This is a genomic window from Sphingomonas sp. CFBP 13728, assembly GCF_014841895.1.
Classification (GTDB): domain Bacteria; phylum Pseudomonadota; class Alphaproteobacteria; order Sphingomonadales; family Sphingomonadaceae; genus Sphingomonas.
In genome coordinates this window covers 326940-341931 of sequence record NZ_JACYUS010000001.1, presented here as the reverse complement: position 1 = coordinate 341931, position 14992 = coordinate 326940, and the positions used below count along the sequence as shown (strand labels likewise).

12 protein-coding genes are annotated in these 14992 nt (G+C 66.5%); 4 read left to right on the top strand and 8 right to left on the bottom strand.

Annotated elements, in window-relative coordinates:
- The first annotated feature begins 17 nt into the window (after window positions 1-17).
- Window positions 18-1034, top strand: a complete 1017-nt coding sequence (locus tag IFT67_RS01435; RefSeq protein ID WP_192144765.1) for a cupin-like domain-containing protein — start codon at window positions 18-20, stop codon at window positions 1032-1034.
- Here the strand turns inward: IFT67_RS01435 and IFT67_RS01430 are convergent.
- The 5 genes from IFT67_RS01430 to IFT67_RS01410 all read right to left on the bottom strand — a co-directional run bounded on the left by IFT67_RS01430 (window position 1031) and on the right by IFT67_RS01410 (window position 8925).
- Window positions 1031-2857 carry a glycoside hydrolase family 9 protein gene (locus IFT67_RS01430; protein WP_192144764.1) on the bottom strand — a complete coding sequence of 609 codons (1827 nt, stop codon included), beginning with the start codon at window positions 2855-2857 and terminating at the stop codon, window positions 1031-1033. The two genes, IFT67_RS01435 and IFT67_RS01430, sit on opposite strands and share 4 nt — an antisense overlap.
- Window positions 2845-5373 (bottom strand): glycoside hydrolase family 3 protein, encoded by a 2529-nt coding sequence (locus IFT67_RS01425; RefSeq protein WP_192144763.1) that lies wholly within the window; start codon window positions 5371-5373, stop codon window positions 2845-2847. Before IFT67_RS01425 ends, IFT67_RS01430 begins: the two co-directional genes overlap by 13 nt.
- A gap of 87 nt (window positions 5374-5460) precedes the next feature.
- Complete coding sequence (locus IFT67_RS01420) at window positions 5461-6555, bottom strand: SGNH/GDSL hydrolase family protein (RefSeq protein ID WP_192144762.1); 1095 nt, start codon at window positions 6553-6555, stop codon at window positions 5461-5463.
- Between the two features lie 13 nt (window positions 6556-6568).
- Window positions 6569-7576, bottom strand: coding sequence for a glycosyl hydrolase (locus IFT67_RS01415; protein WP_244647124.1), 1008 nt, complete (start codon window positions 7574-7576; stop codon window positions 6569-6571).
- Window positions 7576-8925 (bottom strand): glycoside hydrolase 5 family protein, encoded by a 1350-nt coding sequence (locus tag IFT67_RS01410; RefSeq protein ID WP_197982884.1) that lies wholly within the window; start codon window positions 8923-8925, stop codon window positions 7576-7578. The genes IFT67_RS01415 and IFT67_RS01410 overlap by 1 nt, the downstream gene beginning before the upstream one ends.
- A gap of 268 nt (window positions 8926-9193) precedes the next feature.
- Between IFT67_RS01410 and poxB the strand changes: the two genes are divergently transcribed.
- A complete protein-coding gene (gene poxB / locus IFT67_RS01405; protein ID WP_192144761.1) occupies window positions 9194-10942 on the top strand; it encodes a ubiquinone-dependent pyruvate dehydrogenase in 1749 nt (582 codons plus the stop codon).
- A gap of 30 nt (window positions 10943-10972) precedes the next feature.
- Here the strand turns inward: poxB and IFT67_RS01400 are convergent, their stop codons facing one another.
- Window positions 10973-11932, bottom strand: a complete 960-nt coding sequence (locus tag IFT67_RS01400; protein ID WP_192144760.1) for an NAD(P)H-dependent flavin oxidoreductase — start codon at window positions 11930-11932, stop codon at window positions 10973-10975.
- Between the two features lie 115 nt (window positions 11933-12047).
- On the opposite strand from IFT67_RS01400, the gene IFT67_RS01395 reads away from it, so the two are divergent.
- The gene (locus tag IFT67_RS01395) at window positions 12048-12248 is read left to right on the top strand and encodes a hypothetical protein (RefSeq protein WP_192144759.1); all 201 of its coding nucleotides are present in this window, start codon (window positions 12048-12050) and stop codon (window positions 12246-12248) included.
- Here IFT67_RS01395 and IFT67_RS01390 read toward each other — a convergent pair.
- The gene (locus tag IFT67_RS01390) at window positions 12245-13660 is read right to left on the bottom strand and encodes a dihydrolipoyl dehydrogenase (RefSeq protein ID WP_192144758.1); all 1416 of its coding nucleotides are present in this window, start codon (window positions 13658-13660) and stop codon (window positions 12245-12247) included. The two genes, IFT67_RS01395 and IFT67_RS01390, sit on opposite strands and share 4 nt — an antisense overlap.
- Before the next feature lie 102 nt (window positions 13661-13762).
- Here IFT67_RS01390 and IFT67_RS01385 point away from each other — a divergent pair, with 102 nt between their 5' ends.
- Complete coding sequence (locus IFT67_RS01385; protein WP_192144757.1) at window positions 13763-14389, top strand: glutathione S-transferase family protein; 627 nt, start codon at window positions 13763-13765, stop codon at window positions 14387-14389.
- A gap of 27 nt (window positions 14390-14416) precedes the next feature.
- Here the strand turns inward: IFT67_RS01385 and IFT67_RS01380 are convergent, their stop codons facing one another.
- On the bottom strand, window positions 14417-14986 hold the full coding sequence (locus tag IFT67_RS01380) for a DUF1190 domain-containing protein (RefSeq protein WP_192144756.1): 570 nt from the start codon (window positions 14984-14986) through the stop codon (window positions 14417-14419).
- Between the last annotated feature and the right edge of the window lie 6 nt (window positions 14987-14992).

The window sequence follows — 14992 nt, the reverse complement described above, 5'->3', positions numbered from 1 at the left end:
GGGATTACACGCACGCGATGAGTGAGATCCCTGGCCTTCCGGTTGCCGAAATCGGTGCGATCGACGCGACGCGGTTCGAAGCGGAGGTCGCACACGGATACCGTCCTGTCGTCATGCGTGGGCTTGCGGCGGATTGGCCTGCGGTTCGCGCGGGGCTGACCTCCGACCGCGCGATCGGCGATCATATCGTGTCGTTCGACGGGGGACGTTCGGCCGATGTCATGGTCGCGCAGAGCGACGTGCGTGGACGGTTCTTTTACAACGACGATCTGAGCGGCTTCAACTTCGAGCACGCCAAGGCACCGATCCCGACGCTGGTTGACCAGTTGATCGCGTTGCAGGGCGTGGCGGGTGCGCCTGCGATCTACGCCGGTGCCGCGGCAGCGGGCGAGTTCCTGCCGGGTTGGGCGGAGACGAACGTCCTGCCGCTGCCGACGCCCGATGCAGTGCCGCGGGTTTGGATCGGCAATGAAAGCCGCGTTTCGACGCATTACGACGTATCGAGCAACGTCGCGGTCGTGGTCGCGGGTCGGCGACGGTTCTGCCTGTTTCCGCCTGAGCAGGGCCCGAACCTGTATGTTGGCCCGCTTGACGTGACGATCGCCGGCCAACCGGTCAGCCTGGTCGATCTCGAAGCGCCCGATCTCGACCGCTTTCCCCGCTTTGCCGAGGCGCGTGCCCAGATGCAGGTGACGGTGCTGGAGCCAGGCGATGCCATCTTCATCCCATCGATGTGGTGGCATGACGTGAAGGCACTTGGACGGTTCAACGTGCTGGTCAATTACTGGTGGGCCCAGGTGGGGGCGGCGTCTCCGTTCCCGGCGCTGATCCACGCGATCCTGTCAATCCGCGACTTGCCCGCTGGCGAGCGTGCGGCCGTCCGCGGCTGGTTCGATCAATATGTGTTCGGTGACGACGCGGCGCAGGCGGCAGCACATCTTCCGGAAGACGCGCGCGGGGTGCTTGGCGCGCCTTCGCCAGAACGCACCGACGCGATCCGCGGGTATCTCGCGCGGACGCTGGAGCGGCTCTAGCGCGCTCGGGTCGCGTCGAGGAACGCCGCGGTCCAGACCAGGGGTGCGTTCCAGTTGATCGTGACTTCGTTGACGGTGAAGGCCCGGTAGTCGTCGATCCAGCAGGTTTGCGGTGCGCAACCTTGCATCGGGCCGGGGTTTCGCGCTTCGTCCGAATTGGGGCCGCCGGACAGGACGCCCGAAGGGGGCGCCGGATAGCGCTGGTCCGCAGCGGCTGCCCAGAAACGGTGGTGGGGGTGCTGCATCGGACGCGTGCCGAAACCGGTGACGTAGGAGCGGTCGAGCGGGTTGCGGCCGAGGATGTAATCCAGGCTGGCAACGACCGCGTCGCGGTAGGCGGGCTTCCGGTCGATCTGCCACGCGACGCCGAGTATGATCGCGCGGTTCAGGACGGCGCTGTTCGATCCCCAGGGGTAATTGGTACCCGCGAACGGGATACCGTAGCCGCTGCGTTTGCCGTCCTCGACAAAGCCGTCGGCGAGCGCGGTGATGCGGGTTTGGAGCTGGGCGCGGTCTGCAGCCGGGAGCGGACTGGGGACTGTCGCCAGCGTGAGCGCGGCAGGCAACCGCAACGAACCCCAGTCGATGCTGGTGCCGGGATCGGTGAGGAGGTCATCGCGGCGGACCCGGTCGAGGAACGCGGGCTCACCCGTCGTGACGTAGAGTTGCGTGGCGGCGAAGGTGAATTCGTCACGGACGTCCGGGTCGCCGTAACCGCCGCTGCCGGTGAAGTCGGAGCTGGTGAGCAGGTTCGGGTGGCGGAGTGCTGCCGCCCAGCCGCGCCGTGCTGCGGTCAGGCAACGGGTTGCGAAATCTGGCTCGATCGTCCGCCAGATACGTGCGCACTGCGCAGCGACGCCGACCATGTTGAGCGTCGCCGCGGTCGAGGGCGGATACAGGAAGCGCGTCTGGTGGTCGTCGGCGGGCGCGGTCGGGATGCCCGTCCAGTTCTCGTCGGCGATCTTCGTGTGGACCAGGCCGCCGGCGTCGATCGTCTCGAACCGCGTGATCGCCTTGCCGGCTACCCCTGCGTCGGGGGCGATGGCGAGCGTCGTTCCGTCGGGGATCTGCATCGCGAGCAGGAAGGCGACTTCGACGCGGGCTTCGTCGAGCAGGTCGTCCTTGCCGTTGGCGCGTTCGGGCAGCGCGAGGCGACCGTCGGCGAAGGCGTTGGCGTCACCGAACGCGGCTAGTCGCTCGTGGAGGTCGAGCAACGTCCAGGTCGAGACGCCGCCGTTGACGACATATTTGCCCTGGTCGCCGGCATCGTACCAGCCGCCGGTCGCGTCGAGCTTGTAGCTGCAGCCAGGCCATTTGACGCCCTTCTGGTCCCGCCCGGCGAAGCAGGTGGCGATGTCCGGGGCGTGGCCGGCGGGGCGGGCAAGGTCCTTGCGCTCGACGAACGCGGGAACGATCGGCACGCCGCTGCGCTGCTGATAGAAGAACGCCATCGCCGCGGTTGCGACCGGTGCGAACGGGCGGTCGGCAATCGCGAAGGGATGGCTGGCGTTGGCGCCGACGTGGAGCCGGTAGCCGGTGCCGGGCGTCCGGAACGTGGCGAAGTCTATCCGGTGGATGCTTTCGCCCGAGGCGGCATCCGGACCGACCGGTATCGTCTGACCCGACGCGACGGTCTTGCCGCTCGCATCGGTAAGTGTCCACGCGAGCGGCTTGGCCTGCCACGACGGCAGGACGGCGATCTTGGGACCGCTCGTCTCGAACCCCGCCTGGTCGATCCGGATCGGCGCGGGCGGGGGCTGCGTAGCGGCGGTCGTCAGCAGGACGGCCGCCGCGCCGAGCAGCACGGGGATCAGTCGCCGCATTTGGTCATTGGCACCGGCGCGGAGTCGATCTTCACGTCGGAGATCGACAGGCCGAGCTTGCCATCGGTGGCGATCACGAACGGCGCGGTGACGTGCGCCATGTCGATACCACGCTTGGCGAAGCATTGCAGCGGCACGATCATCTGCTGCCAGTCGCCGGGCTTGCCCGCGGCAAGCGTCCTGGTGATCGGCACCGTCACCGGCTTGCCGTCGTTGCTGACCATGCCGAGGTTTACCGGGCCGCTGCCGGCGCGGTCGACGCGAACGTCGACGACGAGGCTGAGCTCGCCGTTGCTCTCGCGCGTCAGGTCGAGCGGACCGGACGCCTCCACCCGCGCATCGGCAGGCCCGCCAGCCCACACCAGCGCACGCGCATCCTCCTGGCGGCGACGGTCGACCGCGGAGGCGGTGAGGCGCTTGGTCGCGGTCGTCGCGTTGACGCCGAGCAGGCGGACCTTCGACTGATCCTGTTCGACCAAGGTCAGCGACCAACCCTCGGGAACGCGGCCTTTGCCGAAGATCGTCCCGTTCGACGATGCGGCCATGCCGGCGGGGCGGGTTTCGTCGAGCTTGGGGACCGAACCGGGCTTGGCGTAGCTGAGGCCGTAGCCGAACGCGAACAGCGGGTCGTAGCCGGGGTCGGAGCGGTTGAGGACGTACTGGTCGGGGCGCTTGGGCCAGGAGAAGCTCAACTTGCCGCGGAAATCGTTGGCGACGCCGCCGTCCTTCTTGCGCAACAGCACGTCGGCCACGCCGCCGCCTTCGCTACCCGGCAGGAACGCCGCGACGAACGCATCGGACGCGTTGAGTTCGGCGTTCACCCACAGCGGGCGGCCCGACAGGAAAACCGCGACGACCGGCACGCCCGCCGCCTTCAGTTTCCGCAAGAGTTCGAGGTCTGACTTGTCGTCGGGGCTGTATTCGAGGTTCGGGCGATCGCCCTTGAACTCGGCATAGGGCTGTTCGCCGAACACGACGATCGCCGCGTCGGGCTTCTTGGCGAAGCTGCCGTCCGCCGACAGCGTCGCGGTGCCGCCCGCAGCCTTGACCGCCGTGTCGATGCCCGACCAGATCGTCTGGGCATTGGGGAAGTTCGCGTTGGTGGTGCCGCCGCCCTGCCACGTCAGCGACCAGCCGCCGGCCTGCTGCGGGATATTGTCCGCACCACCGCCAGCGACGAGAATGTTGGCGGATGGCTTCAGCGGGAGCAGCCCGCCCTCGTTCTTGAGCAGCACCATCGATTCAGCCGCCGCCCGGCGCGCGATCGCACGGTGGTCTGCGGCACCGATCAGGTTCATCTTGCCGGCGAGCGCGCGCGCTGAGGGACGACCGCGATCGAACGTGCCCGCGCGGATCTTCACGCGGAGGATGCGGCGGACTGCGTCGTCGAGGCGTGCGGCGGGGATTTCGCCCGACTGCGCCTGCTTCAACGTGTTGTCGTAGAGCGTCTTCCACCCGGTGCCCGAATACATGAACATGTCGAGCCCGGCGTTGATCGCTGCGGCGCAACTCTCGTTCGAGCAACCGTCGACCTGACCGTGGCCATTCCAGTCGCCGACCACGAAGCCGTCGAAGTGGAGACGGTCCTTGAGAACACCGGTCAGCAGGCTCTTGTTGCCGTGCATCTTCGCGCCGTTCCAGCTCGAGAAGCTCGCCATCACCGACTGAGTGCCAGCCTCGATCGCGGCGGGATAACCGCCGAGGTGGATGTCGCGCAGCGCGGTTTCCGGGATCAGCGCGTCGCCCTGGTCGCGACCGCCGGTGCCGCCGTCACCGAGGAAATGCTTGGTGGTTGCGATCACGCGGTCGGGGGCGAGGAACTCCTTGGTGCCGACCTTGCCCTGGACGCCTTCGATCACCGTGCCGGCGTAATCGGCCTGGATCGTCGGTTCTTCGGAATAGCTCTCGTACGTCCGGCCCCAGCGGTCGTCGCGGACGACGGCGAGCGTCGGCGCGAAGGTCCAGTCGATGCCGGCAGCCGCGGTCTCGATCGCGGTGACGTGGCCGATCTCGCGCATCAGGTCGCGATCGCGCGCCGCGCCAAGTCCGATATTGTGCGGGAAGAGCGTGGCGCCGGGGATGTTGTTGTTGCCGTGGACCGCATCGGTGCCCCAAATCACGGGAATTGCGGGGCGACCGTCGGTACGCGCCATCGAGGCGTCGTAGAACGCGTCGGCGAGTTTAAGCCACTCGACCGGGGGAGCAAGATCGTTGCCGCCAGGGCCGGCATTGCCGCCGTTGAGGATCGAACCGAGCTTGTAGGTGCGCAGATCCGAAGGTTCGATGCTGGCGATGTCGACCTGAATCAGCTGACCGATCTTGTCCGCGACCGACATGCGCTTCATGATCGCGTCGATCCGTGCCTCGACCTTCGGATCGCGCAGGGGCCGCGCGTTGGCGGTCGGCCAGATCTCCGGATGCGCGACGGCGGACATCGGCGGGGTCGGTGCCGCTACGGACGTGGCCGCCGATTGCAGCAGAAGCGCGATCGTGAAGGTTGAAAAACTCGCCGACATCATACTCTCCCTGGGTGGTACGCGATCGTGATCCGTACCTTTGCACGCGTGCTACCGGGTGACGGCAGCATTGCGCAAATCATTTGGTTATTTCCGCGCCCACATCTCGGTATGCGCGTCGATGTAGGTGGACAGCGCGGTGGTGATCCGGGCGTCGTCGGCGGTCGATGGGTGTGCGTGACAGCCCGTGAAGGCGAGCCCGGTCACCGGAACGAACGCCACGTTGCGCTCGCCTGCGGCCTTGAGACGCGCAGCGACCTTGGCCACTTCCGCCGCGATCTCGCCATCGGCCATGTCGGTTGCCCACAGCACGACATGCGCGTTCGGATCGCGCGCCCGCAGGCGTTTGACGAACCCGACATAGTGCTGCTCGTAGTCGGCGTGGAGCGCCTCGCGTGTCTTCCAGGGCTCGTTCGGATGGAGCGGCGTGGTGAAGTCGTTGGTGCCGAGCGCAATGACGTACAGGCTCGGGTGCCACGCCGGATCGGCGTAGCGCTTCGCCTTGTCGAACAGCGTGAACGGATAGGCGGCGGGGACGGTATCGGCAGGCATGCCGTCATAGTTGCGGACGATGCCGCGACCCGAGATCGCGTTGACCTGGTAATCCGCGCCGTAGCGGCGGGCGGTCAGCGCGGGCATGGCCTGCGAGGTGTCGGTGGTCGCCCAGACTTCGTCCTGCGTACATTCGCGCTTGGTCGAGATGTTGCCGTAGCCGACGGTGTGCGAGTCGCCGATGAACTCGATCTGGCGGGTGCGGGCTGGGAAGGGAAGTGCGCGCGTGCCGGCGGTGGCGTAGAAGCCGCCGAATACCGTCGATGCCGCCTGACTTTCGCTGGCGACGTCGACGCGGATGGTATGGCGACCGTTCGCCAGACCGTCCACGCGGTAGAGCCCGGGCTTGGGCTTCACCAGCGTTGCGGCGGTGGTGGCATCCACCGAGATGCGCAGGATGACGTCGCCTTCGCCGATCTTGAGCAGAACGCCTTCGCCGCGAAAGCTCGCCTCGAAATACGTGCCGGGCCACTGGCGCCGATAGCCGTCCGCCGTCGGCTCGACACGGCCACCGATATGGATCGGGAGCGGTGCACCCGCCTTGGTCGATACCGGCGTGACGGTGAGCGGCGCGGAGAGGGCGGACGTCGACAGCAACGCGGCACCGATCAGGCCCAAAACCCTCTTCATGCCAAGACTCTCTTCATGCTTGTACCTTCAGCCATGTGGGAAGCTCGTCCCGGGTGACGTAGCGCTTCGACGTGAAATCGCGGCGGAGTTGTTCGGGCGTGTTCTGGTCGGCGCCGGTGAGCCAGCGGGTATGCCACGTCATGAACCATAGCCAATCCGCCGAAGGTCCGAGCGAGGCCGGATCGGGGACCGGACCGTTCTCGTGCAGGCAGATCGGCAGCGTGTCGCCGACGATCGCCTTCACCTGCGCGAACATGGGCGCGAGATTGCCGTGGTCGTTCGCGTAGATGTCCGCACCGGCGACGTCGACCGTCGCACGGCCCGGATACCAGGCGGGATCGACGTTCTGCCCGGCCCAGCCGAGGACCCAGATCAGGTTGTCAAGGCCGTGGACGCGCGTGAACTGGTCGTACATCAGCGCCCAGAGCGCCTTGAACGCGTCGGGGCCGTGCTTGCCCCACCAGAACCAGTCGCCGGTGAATTCGTGGAAAGGGCGCCACAACACCGCGACGCCGCGGTCTTGCAGGACCTTCAGCAGGCGCGCCACCTCGGTCATGTCGCGCATCATCGCGACGTTCTGCGGCGTGCCGGGTTTGAGCGCGGCGGCGACGTCGAAATCCTTCTTCGAGTTCTCGTAGCCGGTGCCGATGTCGGGGGCGCCCCAATGCCAGCACAGCGTGACGATCCCGCCCGAGCGCGCCCATGCGGTCGCCCGGTCGTTGACGGCATCGTTGTCGCGCGGGTCGATATAGTCGAGGCCGAGGATCGCGGGCAGCTTGCCCGTCACGCGCTGGAGATAGTCGAGTTCGCCGTTCGGGTTCGGCGGGGCGGAACCCTGCTCCTGCTGGCCGGTCAGCGTTTTCCGCCCGTACTGGCTCCAGAGATAGGTGTAGAGTTTTCGTGCGGCCGGGGATGCTTTCGGGTTGCTCAGCGTACGGTTCGGGACCGCCGCCAGCGCGGGCACGCCGTGAAGCAGGCCCAGCGCTGCCGTCATCCCCAGCGTTTCGCGACGGCTCAGCATCAGAGCGCCGCCATCGCCGATGCGTGCGCGCGGATCACGGCTTGCGTTGATGCGTCGCTGTCGAACACACCGTACCAGCCCTGCGGTTCGTGCGGGGGATCGCCCATGTAGCCGAGGTCGCCGCGCTGGAACCGGTGATCGGCATGCGGCGTCCGTGCCTCGCCGTTCCAGGCCCAGAAGTTCGAGCCTGCGAGCGGCCCGCCGGCCTTCGCGTTCGCTTCGATCGCCGCGTAGATCTGGCGGTAGAAGCGATCCTTGTAGACCGTCGTGATGGTCGGATCATACGCGGTCTTGCCGTCGCGCGGGTAGCCGAACTCCTCGATCACCAGCGGCTTTCCGAGCGTGGTCGCGAGCCGGATATGCGTGTCGATATACTCTGCCACCTTGGCCGCACCGGCGTCGTAGGTGCCGGCGAGATTGCCCGCGTCCATCCACGTCCAGTTGTTCGGCCAGATATGCGTCGTCAGATAGTCGATCGACGGCGAACGATGCGCGGCGAGCACGACGTCCTCGCGCTCGATCGAGCCCTTCAGACCTTCGGAGCCGGTCGAGACGAGGTGGTTCGGATCGAGCGTCTTGATGTAGCGCGCGGTCTCGTCGATCCAGCGATAGAAGTTCGGCAGGTTGGGAACGGCGACCGTAGCCCCGCCCGCCGGACGCGGTTCGTTCGCGAGCTGCCATGCCATGATCGTCGGGTCGGCGGCGTAGGCTACACCCGTCACGCTGTTGGTGCGCGAGACGACCGCGCGGATGTAATCGCGGTACATCCCCTGCGCCTGGCCGTTGGTGTAGAACGCGGCGTTCCAGTCGGCGAACTCGGGCCACGGATGCGCGGGGTCGTTCATGTTGATGAACTTGCCGCCGTTGACCCACGACAGATACGTCATCATCCCGCCCGACCATTCCCAGAAGTTGGTCAGGTAGATGACGCCGGTCATGTCGCGCTTCGCCATTTCGGCGAGCGTCCAGTCGAGCCCCTTGAGCAGGCCCTCGTTGTAGGTCGCGCTCTTGTCGCGGAAGCCAGGGGTGATCGAGTTCTTGAGCGGCGACAGTTCGGCCGAGCCGAGGATGCGCAGGTTGCGGACGCCGAGCGAGTTCAGTCGGTCGAGTTCGCGGCCCAGGCGGGCGCGGTTGCCGTATGCGGTGTCCGCGCCGAGCCAAGCACCGTACCAGATGTTCGCGCCGGCATAGCGATACGGCTTGCCGCCACGCCGAAACCCGGTGCCGTCGACGGTCACGAATCCCGAGGGAGTACGCGCTTCGCCGAGATGCCCACCAGCCGTACAGGCCGCGACGAGCCCGACGCCTCCCAACAGCGCCGCACGCCGACCGATCATCGCTTTGTCCACGTCATCCCCCTCTTTCGATTGCCTCGCAGGGCGTTTCCGTCGGACACTCCGCCGATCGGTCACGGCCCGCCCGCTTCATGCCCTCATCTCTAGATTTGCTTGCGGCGTCGCGCCACCGCGATTTGTCATACTTCGGTAGAAAGCCGCGGTTCGGGGCCGGCTGGCGACGAACAACCTGCATTCCTTGCATCCCGAGCGTACCAGAATGCGTTTGTGCACTACCGCCTCGCTGGTCGAGGCAGGTCACCATCACTGCCGGAGTTGCCTCATGTCCAAGACCCTCATCGCCGATCTGTTCGCCGAGACGCTGCATCTGGCGGGCGTCGAGCGGATCTACGGCGTCGTCGGCGATAGCCTCAACGGCCTGACCGACAGTTTGCGGCGGCAGGGCAAGATCGAATGGATCCATGTCCGCAACGAAGAGGCCGCGGCGTTCGCGGCGGGCGCGGAGGCGCAACTGACCGGCAAGCTGGCGGTCTGTGCCGGGTCGTGCGGCCCCGGCAACATGCACCTGATCAACGGTTTGTACGACTGTAACCGGACTCGCGTACCGGTGCTGGCGATCGCCGCGCAGGTACCGAGCGGCGAGGTGGGTTCGAACTATTTCCAGGAGACCCGGCCGGAAGCGCTGTTCCGCGAATGCAGCGTGTATTGCGAGACGATCTCCGACGCCGACCAGATGCCGCGCACGCTGGAAACCGCGATCCGGGCGGCGGTCGGTCACCGCGGCGTCTCGGTCGTATCGATGCCCGGCGACGTGGCGTTGCGCTCGACCACGGGAACGCTGGCACGGTCGGCGGGCGCGCTCCTGCCGCCGCGTTCGGTGACGATCCCCGCAGAGGCGGACATCGCCGAACTTGCCGCCCTGCTGAACGGCGCGAAGAAGGTGACGATCCTGGCGGGACGTGGGTGCCGCACCGCGCATGCCGAACTCGTCACGCTCGCTGGCGTACTCCAGGCGCCGATCGTCCACGCGCTCGGCGGCAAGGAATTCGTCGAATACGACAACCCCTACGACGTCGGCATGACCGGCCTGATCGGCTTTTCGAGCGGCTACGACGCGATGATGGCATGCGACGTGTTGCTGATGCTCGGCACGGATTTCCCGTATCGGCAATTCTACCCCGAGAAGGCCAAGGTCGCCCAGATCGACCTGATCCCGGAGAACCTCGGTCGACGTACGGCAATCAATATCGGGCTGGTCGGCGATGTCGGCGCTACGCTCGCGGCATTGATCCCGCGCGTCACGACCGGGCGCGACGGCAGTTTCCTCAAATCCGCGCTGGAGAACTACGCTGAGTCCCGCAAGGGGCTGGACGATCTCGCCGACGGCAAGCCCGGCAGCGGCGTGATCCATCCGCAGCATGTCGCGCGCGTCCTCAGCGAGCAGGCGGCGGACGATGCGGTGTTCGCCTGCGACGTCGGTACCCCGACCGTGTGGGCGGCGCGCTATCTGAAGATGAACGGACGGCGGCGCCTGATCGGATCGTTCAACCACGGATCGATGGCGAACGCCCTGCCACAGGCGATCGGCGTGCAGGCGACCTATCCGACGCGGCAGGTCGTGACGATGTCGGGCGATGGCGGGCTGGCGATGCTGATGGGCGAGTTGCTGACGGTGCGACAGCTTGGCCTGCCGGTGAAGATCATCGTCTTCAACAACGGAACGCTCGGGTTCGTCGAGATGGAGATGAAGGCGGCCGGGCTGATCGAGACCGGCGTGACGCTCGACAACCCCGATTTCGCGGCGATGGCGCGCGCGATCGGGTTGCACGGCGTGCGGGTAACCGATCCGGGCGAACTCGAGGCAGGGATGCGCGACGTGCTGGCGCATCCCGGACCTGCGCTGCTCGATGCGGTCACCGCGCGGACTGAATTGTCGATGCCGCCGAAGATCACGCTGGAGCAGATGAAGGGCTTCACGCTTTACATGGCGAAGGCGATCATCAGCGGGCGCGGCGACGAGGTGGTCGAGCTTGGCAAGACCAATGTCGGCTTGCTCAAACGTCTGTTCTGAGCCAGCCGAACTCGATTGGCGCGGGGTCCGTCAGAGCGAAAGACGGACCCGCGCCGCGCGATATTCGCGTTCGAGGCGATCGACGCGGTCGGCGACGCTCTCCACTTCGGTGACTGCGCCAATGCCTTGGCCGGAGCCCCAGATATCGCGCCAGGCCTTGGGCTTCGAACCGTTGCCTCCCCCGAAGTCCATCGTCTTCAGATCGCCCTCCGGCAGTGCGTCCGGGTCCATGCCCGCGGCGACGATCGACGCGCGCAGGTAGTTGCCGTGCACGCCGGTGAACAGGTTCGAATAGACGATGTCGGACGCCTTGCCGGCGACGATGCCATCCTTGTACGCCTGGTCGGCATTCGCCTCGGTGGTGGCGATGAACGGCGAGCCAATATACCCGAAATCAGCGCCCATTGCCTGCGCGGCGAGCACCGCGTCGCCGGTCGCGATCGAGCCCGACAGCGCGAGCGGGCCGTCGAACCATTGGCGGATCTCCTGGATGATCGCGAACGGCGACAGGCGACCGGCATGGCCACCGGCGCCGGCAGCCACCGCGATCAGCCCGTCGGCGCCTTTTTCGATCGCCTTGCGCGCGAACCGGTCGTCGATCACGTCGTGCAGCGTGATGCCGCCCCAAGCGTGGACCGCAGTGTTCAGGTCTTCGCGCGCGCCGAGCGAGGTGATCACGATCGGCACCTGCCACTTCGCGCACGTCGCGAGGTCGCTCTCCAGACGATCGTTGGACTTGTGGACGATCTGGTTGACCGCGAACGGCGCCGCCGGACGGTCGGGGTTGGCACGGTTATGCGCGCTCAACTCCTCGGTGATCCGGTGCAGCCACTCGTCGAGCATCGCCTGCGGGCGTGCATTGAGGGCGGGGAATGATCCGACGATCCCCGCCTTGCACTGCGCGATCACCAGTTCGGGCCCGGAAATGATGAAGAGCGGCGAGCCGATGACGGGCAGGCGCAGGTTTTTTAGAATAGCGGGTACGGTCATGTCGGTTTTCTAGCGCAACCTATTCGCGTGCGCCAGAGCCGGTTTTCGCAGGGGCATTCCGAGGAAATCCGTCAGGTCGATTGTCGTGCGGCGGCGCTTCGTTCAAAGCGTCTGAATGCGTGCGATTTCTTCCAGCGTTTCGGTTCGGCTCTATCATCTCGACGACAGCGGCGAGGGCGGGGCGGCGACGACGTTGTTCTACGGGCCGCTCGGCGAGGCGATGATGCTCGCCGCGCAGGAGCCGGAGGAGGTGCAGGCGGGGCTGTACCTTGCCACGGAGAACGACGTCGTCGCGTATCTCGATCTGGACGATTAGGTCCCCGGCGTGAAACCATCGTCGCGGTCGGGCGGCGTAGGCGCGTGGACTTCGCTGCAGATCGAACGAAGCGCACCCTTTATCCCTTCCTCGAAGGTTGGATGATAGAAGGGCAGGTCGAGCACTTCCGTCGCGGTCCAGCCGCTCTGGATCGCCCATGCGATCAGGTGCGCGCTGTGTTCGACCGCCGGCCCCGCCATCGTCGCACCGGTCAGGCGCCCGTCGCGGCGGTCGGCGTAGAACCGCACCAGCCCGGTATTGCACGCCTCGACCTTCGCGCGGCCCTGGTCGTCGTACGACGCGGTGCCGATCACGCTGTCGGCATCGTCGTCCTTGGCGATCTTGCCGATGACCGCGACGTTGGGATGCGTGAAGGTGATCGCGAACGGCACGGTGCGCTTTCCCGGCGTCACATCGGGGTAGCTCGCCGCGTTCCGCCCCGCGATCATCCCCTCTGCCGATGCCTCGTGCAGCACCGCGCGGTTATGGTCCGCGTCGCCGGCGATGAAGATCGGCGCGCTGCCACACTGCATCGTCTCGGGGTCGTAGTCCGGCATGCCGTGGTCATCGAGCGCAAGTCCGGTCGTTTCCAGTCCGATGCCCTTGATCCGCGGCGGCCTCCCGGTCGCGACGAGCAGATAGTCGAAGCGCTGCTTGCCGGACGCCGAACCGGTCCACGCCAGTTCGACCCCATAGCTATCGGGCTCGACCGTCAACTCGACACCAAGCAGGATCGGCATCTCGCGCGACAGGATCGCATGATACGCTTCGGCAACGTGGGGGTCCTTCAATCCGCCGATCGTCTCGCCGGTGTCGAACACCATCGTCTCGACGCCAAGCCGCGCCATTGCCTGCGCCAGTTCCAAGCCCAGCGCGCCAGCGCCGACGACGCCCAGCGACTTCGGAAGATCCTTTAGTTCGAAGACGCTCTCGTTTGTCAGCACCCGGTCGCGCACCGCGTCGAACATCTCGGGGATCGCAGGGCTCGATCCGGTCGCGATCACCACCGACTTCGCATGGACCTCGCGGCCGTCACTGAGCGACAGGATCGTCGCACCCGCAAATTTCGCGCGTGCTTCGATCTTCACCTCCGCGGGCAGCTTGTCGATCGATGTCTCGACACCCGCGACGAACGCATCTCGCTCCTTACGGACCCGCGCCATCACCGCGACGCCGTCGACCTTGCCTGAAGCCTCGACGCCGAACACAGACGCGTGCTCGACCGCGTGCATGGCGTTTCCGGCCGCAATCAACAGCTTGGATGGCATACATCCCACGCTCGCGCAGGTCGTGCCGCCGAAGCCTTCGTCGATCAGCAGCGTCTTGGCACCGTTGCGTCGCGCGCTACGCTCGGCGGCGAGGCCGGCGGTTCCGGCACCGATGATCGCCACGTCGCAGGTCAGCTTGGTCATAAGTCTCTCCGTTGCCGGAGAATTCCGGAGCCGCGACCGAGGAAACCTTCGATGCCGCCCAGCCGTTCCGCGGTGCAGCACATTCCTAGTCGAAGGACGCTCATGTTAACGCTCCACCACTTGAACTACTCGCGATCGATCCGCGTGCTCTGGCTGCTCGAAGAACTCGGTATCGAATACGACCTCGTTAAATACGAGCGTGACGAGAATTTCCGTGCGCCACCCGAGTTGAAGGCGATCCATCCGCTCGGCAAGGCGCCGGTGCTGGTCGACGATGCGCTGACGCTGGCCGAGAGCGCGCCGATCCTGTCGTATATCGACGAGCGTTACGGCGACCGCCGCTTCTCGCCGCCGATCGACAGCGATGCGGCCGCCGTGCACGACGAATGGCTGCAATATGTCGAAAGCTCGGCGTCGTTGCCGATCATGATGACGTCGCTCGGCAAGCGGATGGGTGGCCTGCCCGACGCCCTCAGCAAGTTCACCGGGCCCGAGGTGACCAAGACGCTCGACTATATCGGCGCGGGGGTTGGCGATGGCCCGTATCTGATGGGCGAGCAGCTGATGCTGGCCGATATACAGATGTGCTACATCCTCGCGATCGCCGAAAGCGCCGGATTGCTCAAGCAACACCCCGACGTCGCGGCCTATCTGGATCGCCTGCGCGCCCGTCCCGCGTTCATCGCCGCAACTGAAATCGGTGGCCCGCTGATGCCGGCCCGCCGCTAAATACGACGGAAGGGGGTAGCGGCGGCGTTATCCCCCGAAGCTGCGACCACCAAAGCCGCCGCCGAAGCCGCCGCGTGAGATCACCGAACTGCGCGACTGGACGCGGGCAGGGGCTCTCGCGGTGGTCGGCGTGAAAGCGTCGGAGCCTACGCGCGTCCGGCCCGTCACATAGTCCCGGTTGATCCTGCCGCCAGCGCCACCGTAGTAATTGCCGTCGCGGTCGCGGTACATCGGCGCGCCGCGGTTGCCGAACCCGCCGGTGAGCGCCTGCCCAACGAGGAAACCCGTCAACAGCGGCGTAAAGAAGCTCCCACCGCTGCCGTTGTTGCGCGGCTCGCACTGCGCGGCGCCGTATTGCTCTTCGCACGTCTGCCGATCCTGAAACCGTGGCGCGGTCTTCGCGGCATCGGCCTTGGCCTGCTCGAACGCGGTATCACACTGCACCGCCGACAACGCACCCGCCGCGCGGCACTCCTGCACCGAGGCATAGCTCTGCGCCTCGACGGGCTTGCCGCCGACATCGCCGTCGCACGCGGTCAGCGAGATGCCTGAGCCTGCGATCAGGCTGGTGAGGACGATCGATCTGGAACGCTTCATCGCTAT

Coding starts and splice junctions, on each gene's coding strand:
- IFT67_RS01435 (WP_192144765.1), top strand. CDS start 18: ATGAGTGAGATCCCTGGCCTTCCGGTTGCCGAAATCGGTGCGATCGAC.
- IFT67_RS01430 (WP_192144764.1), bottom strand. CDS start 2,857: ATGCGGCGACTGATCCCCGTGCTGCTCGGCGCGGCGGCCGTCCTGCTG.
- IFT67_RS01425 (WP_192144763.1), bottom strand. CDS start 5,373: ATGTCGGCGAGTTTTTCAACCTTCACGATCGCGCTTCTGCTGCAATCG.
- IFT67_RS01420 (WP_192144762.1), bottom strand. CDS start 6,555: ATGAAGAGGGTTTTGGGCCTGATCGGTGCCGCGTTGCTGTCGACGTCC.
- IFT67_RS01415 (WP_244647124.1), bottom strand. CDS start 7,576: ATGCTGAGCCGTCGCGAAACGCTGGGGATGACGGCAGCGCTGGGCCTG.
- poxB (WP_192144761.1), top strand. CDS start 9,194: ATGTCCAAGACCCTCATCGCCGATCTGTTCGCCGAGACGCTGCATCTG.
- IFT67_RS01400 (WP_192144760.1), bottom strand. CDS start 11,932: ATGACCGTACCCGCTATTCTAAAAAACCTGCGCCTGCCCGTCATCGGC.
- IFT67_RS01395 (WP_192144759.1), top strand. CDS start 12,048: ATGCGTGCGATTTCTTCCAGCGTTTCGGTTCGGCTCTATCATCTCGAC.
- IFT67_RS01390 (WP_192144758.1), bottom strand. CDS start 13,660: ATGACCAAGCTGACCTGCGACGTGGCGATCATCGGTGCCGGAACCGCC.
- IFT67_RS01385 (WP_192144757.1), top strand. CDS start 13,763: ATGTTAACGCTCCACCACTTGAACTACTCGCGATCGATCCGCGTGCTC.
- IFT67_RS01380 (WP_192144756.1), bottom strand. CDS start 14,986: ATGAAGCGTTCCAGATCGATCGTCCTCACCAGCCTGATCGCAGGCTCA.